Raw genomic sequence first — 17549 nt, forward strand, 5'->3', positions numbered from 1 at the left:
CGACAGAATTATTTCAAGCACCACACACGACGCTCACATGACCGTCGAGCATCACATGCCGACGGTTGGGCAGCGAGCGTGTGTGTCGTCCCGAAGGGCCTGTCAAAGGGCAACGAAAATGTCAATCTCGACACGGTCTTCGAACGTGAAGACGTCGCATGGGAATCGGTTGAGACCTTTGCGCGTGCCGAGTTCGCCAATCTGAAATAACACCGGGCCGCGTGTGCAAACTTCGCCGAGCAGGGCGCAATAACCTGCCTACCTCTTCTCTATTCAAGGACCACCCGCATGACTCCCTATGACGTCGTAATTGCGGTCTTCGATGACCACCATCAAGCCGATGCCGCCGTGCGCAAGCTGATAGACAGCGGCTTCGACATGAAGAACTTCAGTGTGGTCGGCTAGGGCTATCACACCGAGGAAAAAATCGTCGGTCTATACACGGTCGGCAATCGCATGAAAATGTGGGGAAAATACGGCGCTTTCTGGGGCGGACTGTGGGGCCTGCTGATGGGCGGCGTATTTCTGACGATTCCAGTGCTCGGCCCGATCGTGGTGCTGGGTCATCTGGCAGTCGTCATCGTGTCGGCTGTCGAAGGGGCGGTCGTCGTCGGCACCCTCAGCGCGCTGGGCGCTACGCTCGTCAATGCGGGGCTGCCGACGGCAAGCGTCATCCATTACGAAGCCGCCATCCAGGCCGATGGGTTCATCGTAATGGCCCACGGCGCACCGGATGAAATGGCACGCGCCAAAGCGGTTCTCGCGACCCACCAACCGGCGCGGCTCGACTCGCACGAAGGCGTCATGCCCACCGAGCCCGCCACGCCCGAAACCATCTGACGGGCCGATACGGCCGCGCCAGCCACCAGGAGCGCCCCGCTCATGGACACGCTCACTCACGATCCGGTCAAGCAGCCGACTCGCCCGAAACTGCTGCAGGTGATGGGCCCCGGCCTTATCACCGGCGCGTCGGACGACGACCCCAGCGGTATTGCAACGTATTCCCAGGTCGGCGCCCAATTCGGCTACGGTCTCGCGTGGACTCTCCTGTTCAGCTACCCGCTGATGGCCGCGATCCAGGAGATCAGTGCACGCATCGGGCGCGTGACCGGGAGCGGTATCGCGGGCAATCTGCGTGAGCACTATCCGCGCTGGCTGTCGACCAGCATAGTCGGGTTGCTGCTCGTCGCGAACATCATCAACCTGGGTGCGGATCTCGGCGCAATGGGCGCAGCGCTGAAGCTCCTGATCGCCGGTCCCGCGCTACTCTATGTGTGCGGCTTCGGGCTGCTGTCCGTTGTATTGGAAGTGTTCACCCGCTATGCCCGCTACGTGTCCATTCTCAAATGGCTGTGCCTGTCGCTGTTCAGCTATGTGATCTGCGCCTTTGTCGTCAAAGTGCCATGGGATCAGGTCGGCCGTGCCGTTCTATTGCCAGCGCTTTCCATCAAGCCTGACTACCTCGTCGCAATCGTCGCCGTCATGGGTACGACCATCAGCCCGTATCTGTTCTTCTGGCAAGCCGGGCAGGAAGTCGAAGACGAAAAAGAACGGCCCGGCGCGCATCCGTTGACCCACGCGCCGTGGGAAGCGCCCGCGGAGTTCGCGCGGATCCGCGTCGATACCTACCTCGGCATGGCGCTCTCGAATGTGATCGCGTTCTTCATCGTCGTCACGACGGCGACGACATTGCATGCACATGGTCTCACCGATATTCAGACTTCGGCGCAGGCCGCGGAAGCGCTGCGTGCCATAGCAGGTCCATTCACGTTCGTTGTGTTCGCCGCCGGCATCATCGGCACCGGCTTGTTGACGCTGCCTGTGCTGGCCGGTTCAGGTGCCTATGCGGTGGGCGAATTGTTCGCGTGGCGCGTGGGCCTCGCGCGCCTGCCTTCGCAGGCGAAGGCGTTCTACGGCGTGATCGCCGCCGCGACCGCAATCGGCGCCGGCCTGAACTTCACGTCAATCGATCCGGTCAAGGCGCTCTACTGGAGCGCCGTCCTCAACGGTGTCGTCGCGGTGCCCGTGATGATCGTCATGATGCATCTCTCGATGCGTAAGCGCATCATGTCCGGTTTCACGCTGCCGCCGGCGCTACGTATCCTCGGCTGGGTTGCAACCGGCGTGATGGCGGCGACGGTCGTGGCGATGGGTGTCACCTGGTTCGCATGACCGAACCGCTCTATCGCCTTGGATATTGCGCTCGCAAGGCTTCGATCTCATCCAGCAGATCGAGTGCGAGCGCGAAGCTCCGCCACCACCGGCATGTTCTCCGCGAAAAAGTGCCTCGAAAAATTCGCTGAAGCGTGCGTCCTCGGCGCCGCGGTCGTTCGCGCCGCTGAATTCGAAGCCTTCGTCCCACTGGGGCGGCGGCTCGAAGTCCTGACCATTCTGCCACTGGTCGCCCATCCAGTCGTAGGCCGCACGCTTTTCCGTGTCTTTGAGCACGCTGTACGCCTCGCCGACCTCCTTGAAGCGCGGCTCCGCGTCGTCTAGTTTGCTCAGATCCGGGTGATATTTGCGAGCGAGCTTGCGATACGTACGCTTGATATCGTCCTGCGTCGCGCTGCGCGGCAATCCCAGCACTTCGTAGTAGTCTTTGTATTTCATATTGAAGACCTATGGGAGAGGCCGCGCGCGCACCTATTTGAGCGGTATCACGGCGGGACGAGCGAGCGGCGCGTCATGAACGGTCGCCCAGTCGCTGCGGCGCACGTGGTGGATAATCAACGGAACGCCCGCGAACACGACGATGCCGAGGACGACCAGCCCGGTGTAAAGCCACGGCGAACCGACCGGCAACTGGTCGGGCGGGAAGAACGACACGACGAAACTGAACAGCACTCCAGCAAAGCCGATGCCGGCCGTCAGCCACATGCCGGCTAAACCCCCGGGCACCGTGAAGGGGCGTGGCAAAGCAGGTGCCGAATAGCGCAACTGGATCGCCGCCGCATACATCAACATGTAGGCGATCAGGTAAAGCGAGATCGTCATCGCGGAGATCAGGAAGAACGCGACCGATACATCCGGGATCACGAAGTAGAAGCACGAAATGACGGTCACGATCAGACCTTGCACCAGCAGGATATGAGTGGGCATGCCCTTGCGATTCTTCGCCTGAAGGATCGGCGGCAACTCGCCCTCATGTGCTGTCTCGAGCAGGCCGCGCGACGGACTGCCCAGCCAGGCCAGCACGCCACTGATCGCACCGACGCCGACCAGCAGCGACAACGCCGCCACAGCCCAGCTCATGTGCCAGATGTCGCCAAGCACGGCACCAAACGCGTCGAACACGCCGGATTGCAGCGAGATCTTTTCGTACGGCAAGATTGCCGCGATCGGCAATGCGCCGAGTGCGAAGATCAGCACCGAAATTAGCGCACCCAGTCCGATGGCCGCCGGATATCCGCGACTCGGGCTGCGCATGTCGATCACATGAACCGCTTGCACCTCTACTCCGGCAAACAGCAACACGATGCCGGCAAGAAACGAGATCGTGCCGAAGCCATGAATCGCGGGCCAGAAGCGGGCATGGCCATGCTGGGACAGTGAGGCATCGCTCAGATGTTGCCAGCCGAGCGGGTGGCCACTGCTGATCCAGTAGCCGAGCAGCGCGAGCAGTACGACGCCCGGCACGATGGTGCCGATCACGAAGGTCCAGTTGGCGATCTTCGCGAAGACTTCCACGCCTTGCAGCACGACCCACGTCGCGAGCCAGTACGCGACGATGCAGAAAATCCCGACGTAGACGCCGTTCTCCGCCAGCTCCGGCCGGCCGATCGTGTACGCGAGCGCCGCCGCACCGAACGTCAGCGCGACCGGAAACCAGACGACGTTCTGAATCCATTGCAGCCAGATCGCAAGAAAACCCCAGCGTGTGCCGAACGCTTGCGCAACCCACGTGTAGATACCCCCGCGCCTATCCGCAAAAGCGCCCCCCAGTTCAGCCGAAATCAGCGACGCGGGGATCAGATAGAAAACAACGGTAAAGGCGAGATAGATGAACATCGTCATCTCTTCCTTCGCCAGCAAAGGAAGCCCACGCAGGCTGGTGACTACGGCAGCGGCCGTCATCAGACCGATCGACGTGACGCTTAGATACTTACCGCGTTTTGGGGTATTGGCGGCCGGCAACGCGGCGGCGGTGGTAACGGTGTTATCCATTTCGTGCGCTCCTGTGAAGAGGCGACATCAATCGTGATGGAAGGTCGGGCCAGCGCTCGAATGCGGCACCGGGTTCTTCGCCAGATGAGCGACGGCGTGCCTGATGTCCTCCAGCAGCATCGCCGCCATGTCACGGGTCACGCCACGCCGGATCAGCACGCGTTGCACGATGGTGTCCTCGCGCCCTGCAGGCAGTTCGTACGAAGCAATCTGCCAGCCGCGCATGCGCACCTGATCAGACAGATCGAATAGCGTGAAGCCCGCTGTTTCTGGATGCTTCAGCTTGTAGCAGACAGCGGGCAAGGCGCCGCGCCCGTCGTAAATCATCTCCAGCGCGTCGATTTTCGCCAGACCGTCAGCCAATGCTTGCGCGGTGTCGGCGCACTCCTGCTGGACATGCCGATAGCCTTCACGGCCCAGGCGCAGCAGCATGTAGTATTGCGCAATGATCTGTCCGGCTGGCCGGGAGAAATTCAGTGCAAACGTCGGCATGTCACCGCCCAGATAATCCACACGGAAAATCAGTTCGTCGGGCAGGTCCTGAGTGCTGCGCCAGACTACCCAGCCGACCCCGAGCGGCGCGAGCCCGTATTTATGACCCGACGCATTGATCGATTTGACGCGCGACACACTGAAGTCCCATTCCAGGTCAGGCTGAATGAACGGTGCGACAAAGCCGCCGCTGGCAGCATCGACGTGAATCGGGATATCGAGTCCGACATTGGCTTGCAAGGCGTCTAGAGCGCCCGCCAGCGCCTTCACCGGTTCATAGACGCAGGTGAACGTGATGCCAAGTGTGGCCACGACACCGATCGTATTCTCGTCGCAATACTGGGCCACATCGTCCGGCCGCAGTCCGGTCGCGTCGCCGCTGAGCGGCACCTGGCGCATCTCGACGTCGAAATAGCGGGCGAATTTCGCCCAGCATACCTGCACGGGTCCGCAGACGAAGTTCGGCTTGTCAGTCGGCTTGCCTTGCGCTTCCCTGCGCTTTTTCCACTGCCACTTGAGCGCTAGACCGCCGAGCATGCAGGCCTCGCTGGAACCCGTCGTCGAACACCCGGTGGTCTTCCACGACTTGGTCGCATGCCACAGATCCGCGAGCATATGCACGCAGCGCATTTCGATTTCGGCGGTTTGCGGATATTCGTCCTTGTCGATCATGTTCTTGTCGATCGACAGATCCATCAGACGCCGAACTTCGTCGTCGGCGTAAGTGGTGCAGAACGTCGCGACGTTCTGCCGTGAGTTGCCATCCATGAACAATTCGTCGCGCACCAGATCGAATACTGCGCGGCGGTCGGAGGACGCCTCCGGAATTCGGTACTTCGGCAGCGAAGAACCCGAGATCGTCGCGCCGTATTCGTCGGCGACGGCATCGGACGTGGGTGGCGGGGACTTGAGAAACGTCATGGCGTGACACTCCTTGCTTGAACGAACGCGGCGGGTTCGTGAACGAACGCCTGAGCGAGCGGAATAGATGTTGGTAGACGGGAGAGCTTCCTTGACCACGGTGCGCGCAGAGCCTATCGAAGTCGGTACGGTGCCGTACCGCGCTGCGGCATCCCACGCCATCTGTTCATTGCATTACGACGCTATTGAGCGCAACGTGGTGCTGTTCACTGTGCTGTTTCCGATCGGTTGTCATGCCGCCGAGATCCGGGCCCGCTTTACAACTCGCCAGCGAGAGCGGCGCGCAATTGCAACCGCTTTATGTCATCGACAACCCCCTGATGGCGTACGACGCCTCCGGGCTACGATCCAACGATCCTGCGTGAGGCGTTCGTGGAAGAAGGCCAGCGCTTGCGGGCCGACACGCTGGCACGGATGAAACACGAGACCGTGGCTGGCACGCCGCGGATGGTGGACGTCGCGCCGATCGGCGAAGATATTTCGGAGCGCATCCGCATCACGGCCAACGAATTCAATGCGGACGTGCTGGTGCTCGGCACGCACGGCCGGCGTGGCTTCAAGCGTCTGTTTCTCGGTAGCGTCGCCGAGCGCGTGGTGCGCAGTGCGTGCTGTCCGGTGTTGCTGGTGCCGAGCCGGCAGACGCAAACCACGCGCGTAGAGCCGGCCGAACCAGGCCACGCGGACGTTGCCGCTGCGATGTATGAGATGCCGCGCTAGAGCGGCAACGCAGCCGTCGCGGTGATCGGCTATGCCGCGATGATCACCTTCAGCGCGTGCGTGTCTGCGGCATGCGCGAATGTCTCGTAGGCATCGAGAATCTGATCGAGCCGGAAGCGATGCGTAATCAGAAGCCTGGCATCGAGCTTGCGGGCGCGCAACGTGTCCAGCAGCATCGGTGTACTGACTGTATCCACCAGCCGCGTGGTGATGGTGATGTTACGGTCCCACAGGTGTTCAAGATGAAGATCCACCTTGACGCCATGTACCCCGATATTGGCGATCGTCCCACCCGGCGCGATGATGGCCTCGCACAACTCGAAGGTAGCGGGAATGCCGACCGCCTCTATTGCCGTGTCGACGCCACGGTCGGCCGTGAGTTTCATGATCGCCTGGGCTGCCTTGCCGTCCTCGCTGTTGATCACCGCCGTGGCACCGAAGCGCTGCGCTATCTCAAGCCGGTTGTCGTCGAGATCGACCATGATGATCTCGGCTGGTGAATAGAACCGGGCTGTGAGCAGCGCGGCGAGCCCGATCGGCCCGCTTCCGACAATAGCGACGGTACTACCGGGCTGCACCTTCCCATTGAGCACACCGCACTCGAAGCCTGTCGGCAGGATATCGCTCAGCATCACCAGCGCTTCTTCGTCGGCATTGTCGGGAATCCGGTAAAGACTGGTATCCGCGTGCGGAATTCGCACGAACTCGGCCTGCGTGCCGTCGATCCTGTTGCCGAGAATCCAGCCGCCGCTGACGCAATGGGAATACATGAGTTTGCGGCAATACATGCACTTTCCGCATGCGCTGATGCAGGAGATCAGGACTCGCTCACCTGGCTTGAACGCCGTGACGCCTGCGCCGACCTGCTGGATTACGCCGGTACCTTCATGGCCGAGCACGCGGCCGGGCTGACAGGTCGCGACATCGCCCTTGAGAATGTGCAGGTCTGTCCCGCAAATTGTCGTCTTGCTGATCTTGACGACGGCGTCGGTGGACGCCTCGATCGCTGGTTTGGGCCGTTCTTCAACGGCCTTCTTGCCAGGACCAAGATAAACGAGTGCTTTCATTGTCGGTAACTCCGGTTGCATGGGATAGTCCCGTACGCAGTGACGTATGTTTGTTCGGGCGGTTGAACTGACGCGCGGCTGTCATCGCCTGAAACCACTATGCCGCGTCACGCCGAAAAAGTCGGTACGGTGGCGGACCGCATGGCGGCCGGCCGAGCGCGTTGGCCCGACCGCGTACGAAACCGTACCGACATCGCGCCAGCGCGCGAGCAACGTGTTTCAAAGCGACCAGGCGGGCAGGCGAAGGGACGCCACCCGCCAGGGCACGAACTCTTTCAGCACCTTCAATCGCATCTGATCCAATGAGCGCTCAGCAGATCCGCTCCGTCCACGCCCCGCTGATGCCGGGAAGCGGCGCGTTGCTGCCCAAGACGAGGCCTGTCGCCGAGACCGGCCTCGTGCACATCGCGCCCGGGTTGCTCGGCAAACATCGCCGCTGCGCCTGCTCATGGTCTGGATCGTCGGACTGACGGGATTTCTCGTCGTCATTCTGGTGGTGTTGCACCTCGGCTCACTGCAAAAGATGGCCGGGCTGATACGCTCGGCTCGCCCCGGCTGGATGCTGGTCGCGCTTGCGGTTCAGTCAGGCACCTATATCAGCGCGGCGTTCGTCTGGCGCAAAGCTTTGAGCCAGGCCGGGCATCCACTGTCTCTGTGCACCCTCGTTCCAGTCGGCATCGCCAAGGTCTTTACCGATGAGGTGCTGCCGAGCGGCGGCATCAGCGGCACGATGCTCGTGGTGCATGGCCTGACCGGCCGGCGCGTTCCTGCCGGGATTGCGATGCCCGCCATGCTGGTCGGCATGGTGTCGTACGACATCGCCTACCTGTTCGTGGTGCTCGCAAGCGGCGGCGTGGTGTGGCTCCAGCATCGGTGAACGTGACGCCGATCGCCGGCGTGGCGATCTTTGTAGTCGTGACGGTGGCGGTGCCGGCTGCCGTGCTGGGACTTAAACAATGGGGCCAGCGTGCGCCGATCGCATGGCTCAGCAAGTGCCTGGGCGCCACTACGCTGCTTCAGGAGTTGACCGACGCGCCCACTCACCTGCTGTGTAGCCCGCGTCTGCTGTTGCAGACAGCGGGACTGCAACTGGCCATCTTCGTATTCGACGCCTTGACGCTCTGGCTCACGTTCAACGCGATCGGTGATGTGCCGCCGCTTTGGGTCGTGTTCGTGAGCTTTATCATCGCGTCGATGGTGGCCACTATCGGTCCCATTCCGGTCGGCTTGGGGACCTTCGAAGCCACCTCCGTGGGATGCTGGGTTTGCTTGGCGTGGCGGTGGAGGCGGCGCTCGCAGCCACCCCCTTCTGTTGCGCGCGCTGACGTTCTGGCTGCCGATGCTGCCTGGCATCTGGTTGGCACGCCGGGAAATACGGCGCCACTAGGCAGCGCCAATCGTATTCATGGCGAGGCGCGACTTTTCAATGCGGCCAGCGTCGCCTGCGCCCGGCTCTCCTGCAAAACGCCTAGAAGGGCATTGGCCTGACAATGATCCCTGCTTCGGCGAAGCGGCCGAGCGCACACTGCAATGCCACGGCGGCTTCGAGCATCCACGGCACTGGCGCCCGGAATTTCATCAGCACCATGCGCCACGTGCTCGCCGACGTGTCCGGGAGCATGTTCGTACTCGCCCCCGCACGCCTGCGGCGCGCTTCAATGCTGCTCAGACCGGTCTTGATCGCTACATCCGGCTGGCTTGCCGCTTCAATGATCGGCACGGACAGACGTCACAATCACGCCCCTGTGTCGAAACAATCAGCAGCCGACGCCCCGCTGGACTATCAAAGCGCCACAGCATGCCGGCTAAATACCCGTGGATCGCCGACCGGCAGAATGACCCGCCCGTGCACCTCGTTGAGCACATCGGCCGCGGAGAGATAGAACGCGAGCGCCGCCGTGACGAGCCCCATATAGCCGCCCGCCATCCGCACCAGCCCTGAACCCGTCCACTCCCCTCCAGCCAGCAGGCCGAAGGTGATCCAGAGCGCCAGAAAAATGAACTGCAACGCGCGAGGCGAGCGAAACGTGGCCAGCCACATATAGAACGTGAACGTCCCCCACAGGAACAGGTACCAGCCGACAAACGCGGGGGGCACCTTGTCGTGCAGAAACAGCACAAAGAGTGCGAACGACCACCAGAAAGCCCCATAGCTCAGAAAGGCCGTCGCGCCGAACGTATTGCCGCGCGGCAACTCCATGATGCCGGCAATGGCCTGCGCAGTCCCGCCGTAAGCGAGCGCGCAGGCCAGCACGAGGCCCATCGACTCGCCCGAAAACCAGCCAGCGTTGATCATGCTCAGCAGCCACGTCGTCAATGCAAAGCCAGCGAGACCCAGTGGCGCAGGGTTCGCAAGTGTAGTTCGGATCGGTGCGCTGGCCATGGCCTGCTCCTGAAGATGAAAAGCGATCCGGGGACCCCCGCGAGCTTCGCGAAAGATCACCCGAGCTGTTCGAGAATTGCCGGGTTTTCCAGCGTGGATACGTCCTGTGTGATCTCTTCGCCGGCCGCCAGTGAGCGCAGCAAACGGCGCATGATCTTGCCCGAACGGGTTTTAGGCAGATTCTCGCCAAAGCGGATTTCCTTCGGTTTCGCAATCGGCCCGATCTCCTTGCCCACCCACGCACGCAGTTCGTTCGCGATTGTGTTCGCGTCGTCGCCTGTTGGCCGCTCGCCCTTCAACACCACGAACGCGACGACAACTTCGCCGGTCGTCTCGTCAGCACGGCCGACGACTGCGGCTTCCGCCACCAGCGGGTTCGCGACGAGTGCCGACTCGATCTCCATCGTGCCGAGCCGGTGACCCGATACGTTGAGCACGTCGTCGATACGTCCGGTAATCGTGAAATAGCCAGTGTCCTCATCGCGCACCGCACCGTCGCCCGCGAGATAGAGCTTGCCGCCGAGTTCCTCCGGGAAGTAACTCTTCGTGTAACGGTCCGGATCGCCCCATACGTTGCGCAGCATCGAGGGCCACGGACGTTTGATGACGAGAATGCCACCCTGCCCGTTCGGCACATCGTGGCCCGTCTCATCGACCACCGCGGCCATGATGCCCGGCAGAGGCAGCGTGCACGAACCGGGCACGAGCGGCGTGGCGCCCGGCATCGGCGCGATCATATGACCGCCCGTTTCGGTCTGCCACCAGGTGTCGATGACGGGACAATGGCTGTGGCCGACGTGCTCGTAAAACCACGTCCACGCAGCGGGGTTGATCGGCTCGCCGACCGTGCCCAGCAAACGCAGCGTCGTCAGGTCGAAACGGTCCGGATGCACCTTGGGATCGGATTCGGCCAGCTTGATCAGCGAGCGGATTGCAGTTGGCGCGGTGTAGAACACGCTCACGCGGTGTTTCGCGATCATCTCCCAGAAGCGGCCAGCGTTCGGCCATGTCGGTACGCCTTCGAACACCACCTGTGTCGCGCCGATCACCAGCGGACCGTATGCAATATAGCTATGACCGGTAATCCAGCCGATGTCGGCAGTACACCAGAACACATCGCTGCGCTTGGCGTCGAAAGTCCACTTCATGGTTTGCCCAGCCCACATCAGGAAGCCGCCCGTGCTGTGCTGCACGCCCTTCGGCACGCCGGTCGAACCGGACGTATAGAGGATGAAGAGCGGATGTTCTGCGCTAACCCATTCCGGCTCACAAGTGGCCGCCTCGGCCTCCGTGAGTTCGTGCATCCACAGGTCGCGACCTTCGTGCCACGCAACCTTTCCGCCCGTGCGCCGATAGACGATCACGCTCTTGACCGCGTCGCAGCCGCCCATCGTGAGGGCTTCATCCGCAATGTTCTTCAGCGGCAACGCTTTGCCACCTCGCATCTGTTCATCACAGGTGACCAGCGCGACCGCGCCCACATTGACGATGCGCTCATTGAGCGACTTCGACGAGAACCCGCCGAATACCACTGAATGGGTCGCACCGATCCGCGCGCAGGCCTGCATGGCCACGATGCCCTCGATCGACATCGGCATATAGATCACCACGCGATCGCCCTTTTTTACGCCGCGGGTTCGCAGCGCATTGGCAAAGCGGCTCACGCGTTCGAGCAACGCCCGATAGGTCACATGCGTGAGCGCACCGTCGTCGGCCTCAAAGATCACGGCGACATGATCCCCGTTACCCGCTTCGACGTGCCGGTCGAGGCAGTTGTACGATGCATTCAGCGTGCCGTCCTTGAACCATTCATAGAACGGCGCACGCGACTCGTCGAGAACCGAAGAAAACGGGGTTCTCCATTGCAGTGTTTCGCGCGCGAGACGAGCCCAGAATCCCGGGTAATCGCGCTCTGCCTCGGCGACTAGCGCGCGATAGGCGTGCATGCCGGAGATAGCGGCGTAAGCCGCCACGCTGGCGTGCGGGAGGAATGCCTGCGGCTCCTCCAGAATTGAATCGGTAGTTGACATTTCGTGTCCCTCGCACGCTTTCACGCGTGCTCTGTACGTGTACTTCGGCTAATCGTTGCAGCGCTTTCGCGCAAAGTGCGGCCGCGCGCAATTTGACTGCACGTAGGATCGCCGGCGAACTTCAATATGGTTGCGCAGCGCGATGCCCGCGGGCCCTGCCAGGTCGGGCATGGAAAAAACAATTCCCGGGATCGGATGAATCTCGCGATGGCCAATCCGCGCGCAATTCGGAGACGGCGGAAAAGTCGGTCAGGAACGTGCGGTCACGCGAAACTGTTTCGGTCGCTGCGCGTGGGAAACAGAGCAGGCTTACGACGACGGTGCGCGTATGGTGGCGGGGAGTCGGTACGGTGGCGTACCGACTCGAAAGATTATTGGCTGCCTGGCATCTCAGGGAAAGCAAACACCAAAGGAGAGTGAATCTCAGTAGCTTCTTTGTCGCACGCCCCCTCACGCCGCAACGTGGTCCTCGCGGTCGATCTCGCCGGCGGCCTGTCCCCAGATCCGCTCGTCATGCCCTTCCGGGGTACCTTCGCGCTCCCAGATTTCCCCAGCCCTTCGCAAACTTCGGCTTCTCGCTCCGAGGTCGGCTCGCGTTCTTCGACGGTTGTGCCTCCTGCATCGACATGAACGCTGATGACGTCATATCCGTTCGCGAGCTGGTGCCAGGATTTGACTTCTTTCATCTCTTCAAACTGACGGGTGGCCGTCGCAATTGCCTGTTCCTTTGTGCCCTGGGCCACTGCAATACGCATCAATTCACTGTGATGCGGATGCCCCTGATGATCGAAAAACGTCTTGTGGAAAATTACCTCGTAAGGTCGGCGCTCGGAGGCGCCACCGCTTAACCTGGTCATCGATACGATACCGGTGAGATGTTTATCGACACGATCGAGAACAGCCAGACGCTGCACGTGGCTCTCCCGCATAATCCTCGCGGCTTCTTCAGTCGTATCGTCGTCGAAGCAAAAAAGGACCTCGGCCGACATCGCCTCGCGTACGGTCATCTCACTGACGTCACGTGCATCGGCGACACCGCGCATCGTAATATCGCGGTCCGTGATCATTCCAATCACGCGGTCGTGCTTGCATACCGGCAGTGCGCCGATATTTTCCTTCTTCAGTCTGCGGGCTGCAGCATCGAGGGTCTCCTCCGCCTGCACACAGACCGGCTTGCTCATTACATCTTTAACTAGCACGAAAATGCTCCCCATACGGATTTCTACAATGGAAATGCCCGCTCAACGCGGTTAGCAGCGGATCTCGTATCGGGGAGGATGCGGCTGAAAGCGTCATATAGGAGGCGCCGTCCTGGCACCTTGCGATTCAGTGTACGCCTCGCCCGGCGAGAATGCGTATCACCGGCCAAAGAAAACCGCCGCGCGCCTGAATCGCGAGAACTGCCCGGTTGCAATGAGTGCGACCGTCGCTCCTGGGGCCGCCTCGCTAGCGAGCGTCTGACGAGTCATCGGTATGTGCACTGTCCGCTCAACTGCCTGTTCCGGGCCGGATTCTGTCCCACACACGCTTCAGTGGCTTCCCCCATCGCTCGCACTCCGGGGTTTAGAAAAGAAGTGACGGCAGTGCCACTCAAAGGGTATACAGTCGGAACACCGGTCGCCTTGAGTGACATCCATCTCTGGGGCTCCGTCATGCGATCGCCGATAAAATCCGCCTCTGTCACAATGTGCAGCGAGAGCGAGTATTCCATCGAGCGCAGAACGCGTGCTCGCGTACTCGACACAGCGGATGCTCTACGAGCGGAAAAGAGGCGCGCCAATCTGGCTGCCATCGACTCCAACGCTAGCAAGTGGCGCTACCCGGCCCCAGGCATGAAGAGCTGATCGAGGCGCTTCAATTTCCCAACCCGAGCCGTAGCTACGATGCCTCCCGGCATTGTGTGTGTTTCTGGGGCTACGACAACTCGCGCGAAATCACCTTCCTGGTCGACGACGCCATCCTCAGAAATCTGCAGAGTGGCGTGGGATCCGATGAGCGGTCGATACTCGGTGCTTTCGACCAGGGCCGCGAAAACATCCTCGATATCGCGAAGAAGCTGTATGTCGGTGGTGCGCAGAACCGGTATTCGATTTCATAACTGCGGCCATCTCGCGGGAATGCTCCCAAATCTGCCAGTTCCAGGTCTTGCCGGACACCCGGACCACTACGGAAAGAAGCCACATTGGTGTTTCGGTTCTAACGGCGGTTACCGGTATCGGGTACCTGTCGGGTTCCTTCCGACCCGCAGTGTCTCGAGGGTCATTGGCCTGCACACCACCCCCGCCTCCAAGCCGGCCAGGGCAGTCGACGCAACGACGGATTGAGCTCACGTGAGACGGCCAGTCTGCGTCAGACCCACGGCGTCCCATCAACCTCCAACACGATTCGATGCGCAGTTCCTTCTCTGTCCCCGACACACCCAAAAAGCCAGTGCTCGGACCGATTCATATTCAAGTGGGAAAGCAGCATGACTGATGACCAGGTGGCGATCGAATATCGAGGATTCGAAATTCAGGTCGATTTCGAGTCCACATCGAAGGACATGTTCGATGTCTGGTTTCATATCGGAGGCCTCATCAAAACCTCCGTCGCTGGGCTTACCTTGTTGCTGAGAACGACACCAGGCTATCGACGGCATTCCGGGCGCGGTGGAGCAGACGCAAACTCCAGCAGCGTCGCCCGTCCCAGTGAACTCCTCACGTGCGCCACGTGTGCTGCCTTTTTTGGCCTGCCCGGTGGGTCCTGAGCGGCCTGGAATCCAGTCAGAACATGGCCCCTCGCCAAACAATTCCCTCTGTAAGCAGGTGGCTTCGGCCTTTCCTCGATATGGCGTTGCAATGACACAAGAAAGTCATTGCGTATTCGTACACGAAGCGTCTAATGAAACATGCGCGCAGACTTGGCCGGCTGTCGGTTGTACATCCAGCACCCCCGGGCATGAAGTTGCGCAGCGAGCGTCTGTCGGCGCTCCACTCCAAGGAGCCGGTCATGCAATATCCGCTGTATGTTCACCGGAATGGTAATACGGGCTTTCGCGCCAGCTTCCCCGATTTCCCCACCGCCGACGCGAGCGGCGATTCATTCGACGAACTGACCCGCAATGCCCAGGCGACTGTGGAAGCGATGTATGACCGCAGCGAGCAGCTCATCGCGGCCCCGACCTGCAGTACGTCGGAACTGCAGGCGCTCCAAATGGACGATGGCAACGGGATCTGGGTATTTGTCGACATCGATCTGGCGCGTGTTACCTCGAAATCCGTGGCTATTCAATTCAATCTGGTTGAGAGCCTTCTTCAGCAAGTCGATGCGAGGGCAAAGAAGCGCGGCATGACGCGCTCTGCATTCCTCACATTAGCGCTTGTTGACGAACTGAAGAAGCAGGAAGGCTAACCATCGTCTTGCCGTTCGGTTCATCAATAAGCTCGCGGGTCTGGAGCGCACCCTGGAAGCGCCGGGATGTGAACGTGCGGTTCCTCCGCACCGTCGCGGCCTGACGCAAGTCGGGAACAACCAGTAAGGATGATATGACGCACTCAATGTGGGGCATCGTGGTCGGGCTGGCACTCATGTTCGCCGCGGCGCTGCGCCGGTATCGGCGCAACGCTCTACGAAAGCGGGACATCCGCTGGCTCGATGAACATCATATATTGGACCGGCTACGCAAGCAGTTGGAACTGTCACCCCGAGAATGACGCGCGCCGATCGGTGCGTCTGGTAATGGCTGTTACGTGAAGGAGTTGGAAAATGACCCTGAATTACGCGGGCAGATCGCATGACGAAGCCGTCGCGGCGCGCCACAGGCAGAAACAGAAGGCACAGGAACAGGCCGGCGGCGACATGGCGATAGAAGGGACGGAGGGCGACGCGACACATAGTTGCGGTGAACTCTCCGAACGGGGCAAGCAGGTCTGGAGAAGTGGAAGCGGGATCAACGGCGGCGGAAGAGAATGATGCGGTCTTGTCAACCTGCAGCGACGCCGATGGACCAATGCATTCACATCGGACGGCGAACCCGCGCCGGGTTCCCAATCGGGTAAACCGCCTGCACGTGAATGTCGGCTGAAGGCGCAAGTCCTGAAAAAAAGAATTTAATTGTCGTGACTGCGGCGGCCCGGCGTAACACCAACCGCATCAATGCGGGGCCAATGGGAGATGGACCGTGCTGAGAAACGCAATATGGCGGCTCGACTTCACGTTGCTTCGCGCTCAAGCTGGTCGAACAGCCCGAGCAGTCGCGTCACCCGCGACGCTCCATCAGGAACCAGACGCTGATGCATCGACAGCGCCGTAACGCGACGTCGCCAGTAACGTATTCCGAGAGGACTTCCGCGGACAAGCCGCGGCGTGATCTGTTCGAGGTGCTTCAGCTCGTCTTCGAATTGATGGTGCAGCATCGTGGTCCTTTGAGTGGCAGCACATGCGCTGGCAGCAAGTGTAGGGTGACCGGGCATACACGTCTGCACGCTACCGTACCGGGTTAGGAGAGAGTTGACTTTCACACACGGCGCAGAACTGGCTGTATCTGGCAGTCGCGCTGAAATCGACCTGTCGGTGTATGGACAGGGCGAACTCAACGCAGCGGCGAGACGGTTAAATGCATTTCGTTATACAGAAGTGTGATAGCCGTCGCGCAAGATCTGGATGATGATCGCAGCATCCATGACCCGCTGCGTGCCAATCCACAGGGTCTTCGCGCCCGGTTCGCCGTCGCTCTTGCGCCCGAGGAATCCGCCTGGTGACGCGATCATCCGTGTCACCTGGCTGAGCGTCGGTGGTTTTTTCGGACGCGCCTTCTTGCAGAGCACGTGAGCGCCGTGTATCTCGTCAGCCGCGAAAAAGAGCGACGCGTTCGGTTCTACTGAGATGGACCCGACGCCTCCCTTCGGGAGACACTGACGGACATCAACCTGACGTGTGGAGGTTCATCATGGAAATCGACATTCTCGGTATCGATCTCGCGAAAGAGGTCTTCCAGCTTCACGGGGCCGATCGCCGCGGACGGGCCGTACATCGGGCAAAGGTTTCGCGTGGCTCGCTGGCTGAATGCGTGCGTACGCTCAAGCCGAGACTGGTCGTCATGGAAGCCTGCAGCACTGCTCAGCACTGGGCACGGCGCTTCCAGTCAATGGGAACAGAAGTCCGGCTGATCAGCCCCCAGTACGTCACACCGTTTGTCAAGACCAACAAGAACGATCGCAACGATGCCGAGGCGATCGTCGAGGCCGCGAGCCGGCCCACCATGCGCTTCGTGCCGGTTAAATCCGTCGAGCAGCAGGACATCCAGGCGGCGCATCGCATGCGTGCCATCCTGTTGCGCCACCGTACTGCGCTGATCAACCAGATGCGCGGCCTTCTTGGCGAACGCGGTCTTGCGATCTCGCGGTCACCGGAAGCATTCAAGCGTGCGGTCCCGGAACTGCTGCGTAACAGCGCCGACGAGCTCACCCCATTTTGCCAAACACTGCTGACCGAACTCCTTGAGCACCTGCGCACGATCGAAGAACGCATCCCCTTCATCGAGGTATCTATCCGCTCGTTCATGAAGCGATCGGCGCTGTGTCGCAAGATCGCCCAGATCCCCGGCATTGGCCCGATTTCAGCGACGGCCATCGTCGCAGCAGTCGGCGACGCCAGACAGTTCCGCAATGGCCTGCATCTGGCTGCCTGGCTGGGCCTCGTGCCGCGGCAGTATTCTTCCGGCGGCAAGTCGCGGCTGTGTCACATCAGCCGCCGCGGTGACACGTACCTGCGCACTTTGCTCATTCACGGCGCGCG

Annotated in this window: 20 protein-coding genes and 1 pseudogene; 11 read left to right on the plus strand and 10 right to left on the minus strand. The window is 61.1% G+C overall.

Annotation, left to right across the window (positions count from 1 at the left end):
• Positions 1-456 precede the first annotated feature (456 nt).
• Both ABQJ48_RS34250 and ABQJ48_RS34255 read left to right on the plus strand, forming a co-directional pair.
• Complete coding sequence (locus tag ABQJ48_RS34250) at positions 457-840, plus strand: hypothetical protein (protein WP_367842346.1); 384 nt, start codon at positions 457-459, stop codon at positions 838-840.
• 42 nt (positions 841-882) lie between these two features.
• Positions 883-2172: an NRAMP family divalent metal transporter gene (locus ABQJ48_RS34255; RefSeq protein ID WP_367842347.1), complete on the plus strand. Its 1290-nt coding sequence runs from the start codon at positions 883-885 to the stop codon at positions 2170-2172.
• 63 nt (positions 2173-2235) lie between these two features.
• On the opposite strand, the pseudogene ABQJ48_RS34260 reads toward ABQJ48_RS34255, so the two are convergent.
• From ABQJ48_RS34260 to gad, 3 genes and pseudogenes are all read right to left on the minus strand, one after another.
• Positions 2236-2610 (minus strand): annotated as a pseudogene (locus tag ABQJ48_RS34260) (DnaJ domain-containing protein); the annotation flags it as partial.
• Positions 2611-2643: 33 nt separating this feature from the next.
• A complete protein-coding gene (locus ABQJ48_RS34265; RefSeq protein WP_367842348.1) occupies positions 2644-4164 on the minus strand; it encodes an amino acid permease in 1521 nt (506 codons plus the stop codon).
• A gap of 27 nt (positions 4165-4191) precedes the next feature.
• A complete protein-coding gene (gad, locus tag ABQJ48_RS34270; protein WP_367842349.1) occupies positions 4192-5577 on the minus strand; it encodes a glutamate decarboxylase in 1386 nt (461 codons plus the stop codon).
• A gap of 372 nt (positions 5578-5949) precedes the next feature.
• Here gad and ABQJ48_RS34275 point away from each other — a divergent pair, with 372 nt between their 5' ends.
• Positions 5950-6294 (plus strand): universal stress protein, encoded by a 345-nt coding sequence (locus ABQJ48_RS34275; RefSeq protein ID WP_367842350.1) that lies wholly within the window; start codon positions 5950-5952, stop codon positions 6292-6294.
• 29 nt (positions 6295-6323) lie between these two features.
• On the opposite strand, the gene ABQJ48_RS34280 is transcribed toward ABQJ48_RS34275, so the two are convergent.
• Positions 6324-7361, minus strand: a complete 1038-nt coding sequence (locus tag ABQJ48_RS34280; protein ID WP_367842351.1) for a zinc-dependent alcohol dehydrogenase family protein — start codon at positions 7359-7361, stop codon at positions 6324-6326.
• A gap of 448 nt (positions 7362-7809) precedes the next feature.
• On the opposite strand from ABQJ48_RS34280, the gene ABQJ48_RS34285 reads away from it, so the two are divergent.
• Both ABQJ48_RS34285 and ABQJ48_RS34290 read left to right on the plus strand, forming a co-directional pair.
• A complete protein-coding gene (locus ABQJ48_RS34285) occupies positions 7810-8238 on the plus strand; it encodes a lysylphosphatidylglycerol synthase domain-containing protein (RefSeq protein ID WP_367842352.1) in 429 nt (142 codons plus the stop codon).
• A gap of 2 nt (positions 8239-8240) precedes the next feature.
• A complete protein-coding gene (locus ABQJ48_RS34290; protein ID WP_367842353.1) occupies positions 8241-8849 on the plus strand; it encodes a lysylphosphatidylglycerol synthase domain-containing protein in 609 nt (202 codons plus the stop codon).
• On the opposite strand, the gene ABQJ48_RS34295 is transcribed toward ABQJ48_RS34290, so the two are convergent.
• The 4 genes from ABQJ48_RS34295 to ABQJ48_RS37955 form a co-directional block, all read right to left on the minus strand.
• The gene (locus tag ABQJ48_RS34295; protein WP_367842354.1) at positions 8830-9081 is read right to left on the minus strand and encodes a cation-transporting P-type ATPase; all 252 of its coding nucleotides are present in this window, start codon (positions 9079-9081) and stop codon (positions 8830-8832) included. The two genes, ABQJ48_RS34290 and ABQJ48_RS34295, sit on opposite strands and share 20 nt — an antisense overlap.
• Positions 9082-9144: 63 nt before the next feature.
• Positions 9145-9744, minus strand: a complete 600-nt coding sequence (locus tag ABQJ48_RS34300; RefSeq protein ID WP_367842355.1) for an acetate uptake transporter — start codon at positions 9742-9744, stop codon at positions 9145-9147.
• 56 nt (positions 9745-9800) lie between these two features.
• Complete coding sequence (acs, locus tag ABQJ48_RS34305) at positions 9801-11774, minus strand: acetate--CoA ligase (RefSeq protein WP_367842356.1); 1974 nt, start codon at positions 11772-11774, stop codon at positions 9801-9803.
• Positions 11775-12145: 371 nt separating this feature from the next.
• Positions 12146-12955 carry a CBS domain-containing protein gene (locus ABQJ48_RS37955; protein ID WP_473094233.1) on the minus strand — a complete coding sequence of 270 codons (810 nt, stop codon included), beginning with the start codon at positions 12953-12955 and terminating at the stop codon, positions 12146-12148.
• A 629-nt stretch (positions 12956-13584) separates the two neighbouring features.
• Between ABQJ48_RS37955 and ABQJ48_RS34320 the strand changes: the two genes are divergently transcribed.
• The 5 genes from ABQJ48_RS34320 (at position 13585) to ABQJ48_RS34340 (ending at position 15725) form a co-directional block, all read left to right on the plus strand.
• Positions 13585-13872 (plus strand): DUF1488 family protein, encoded by a 288-nt coding sequence (locus tag ABQJ48_RS34320; protein WP_367842357.1) that lies wholly within the window; start codon positions 13585-13587, stop codon positions 13870-13872.
• Positions 13873-14241: 369 nt separating this feature from the next.
• Positions 14242-14520 (plus strand): hypothetical protein, encoded by a 279-nt coding sequence (locus tag ABQJ48_RS34325; protein ID WP_367842358.1) that lies wholly within the window; start codon positions 14242-14244, stop codon positions 14518-14520.
• 242 nt (positions 14521-14762) lie between these two features.
• Positions 14763-15164 (plus strand): type II toxin-antitoxin system HicB family antitoxin, encoded by a 402-nt coding sequence (locus tag ABQJ48_RS34330; protein ID WP_367842359.1) that lies wholly within the window; start codon positions 14763-14765, stop codon positions 15162-15164.
• Between the two features lie 146 nt (positions 15165-15310).
• Entirely contained in the window at positions 15311-15466 is a 156-nt protein-coding gene (locus ABQJ48_RS34335) for a hypothetical protein (RefSeq protein ID WP_367842360.1), read from the plus strand.
• 52 nt (positions 15467-15518) lie between these two features.
• Entirely contained in the window at positions 15519-15725 is a 207-nt protein-coding gene (locus tag ABQJ48_RS34340) for a hypothetical protein (protein WP_367842361.1), read from the plus strand.
• A 239-nt stretch (positions 15726-15964) separates the two neighbouring features.
• Here the strand turns inward: ABQJ48_RS34340 and ABQJ48_RS34345 are convergent, their stop codons facing one another.
• Positions 15965-16168, minus strand: coding sequence for a hypothetical protein (locus tag ABQJ48_RS34345; protein ID WP_367842362.1), 204 nt, complete (start codon positions 16166-16168; stop codon positions 15965-15967).
• 210 nt (positions 16169-16378) lie between these two features.
• Positions 16379-16639 (minus strand): IS4 family transposase, encoded by a 261-nt coding sequence (locus ABQJ48_RS34350; protein ID WP_473094234.1) that lies wholly within the window; start codon positions 16637-16639, stop codon positions 16379-16381.
• A 62-nt stretch (positions 16640-16701) separates the two neighbouring features.
• On the opposite strand from ABQJ48_RS34350, the gene ABQJ48_RS34355 reads away from it, so the two are divergent.
• Positions 16702-17549 (plus strand): IS110 family RNA-guided transposase (locus ABQJ48_RS34355; protein WP_367842363.1); only part of this gene is annotated, 848 nt, incomplete at its 3' end.

Source organism: Paraburkholderia suaedae, from assembly GCF_040812055.1.
In the GTDB taxonomy this organism is placed as follows: Bacteria; Pseudomonadota; Gammaproteobacteria; order Burkholderiales; family Burkholderiaceae; genus Paraburkholderia.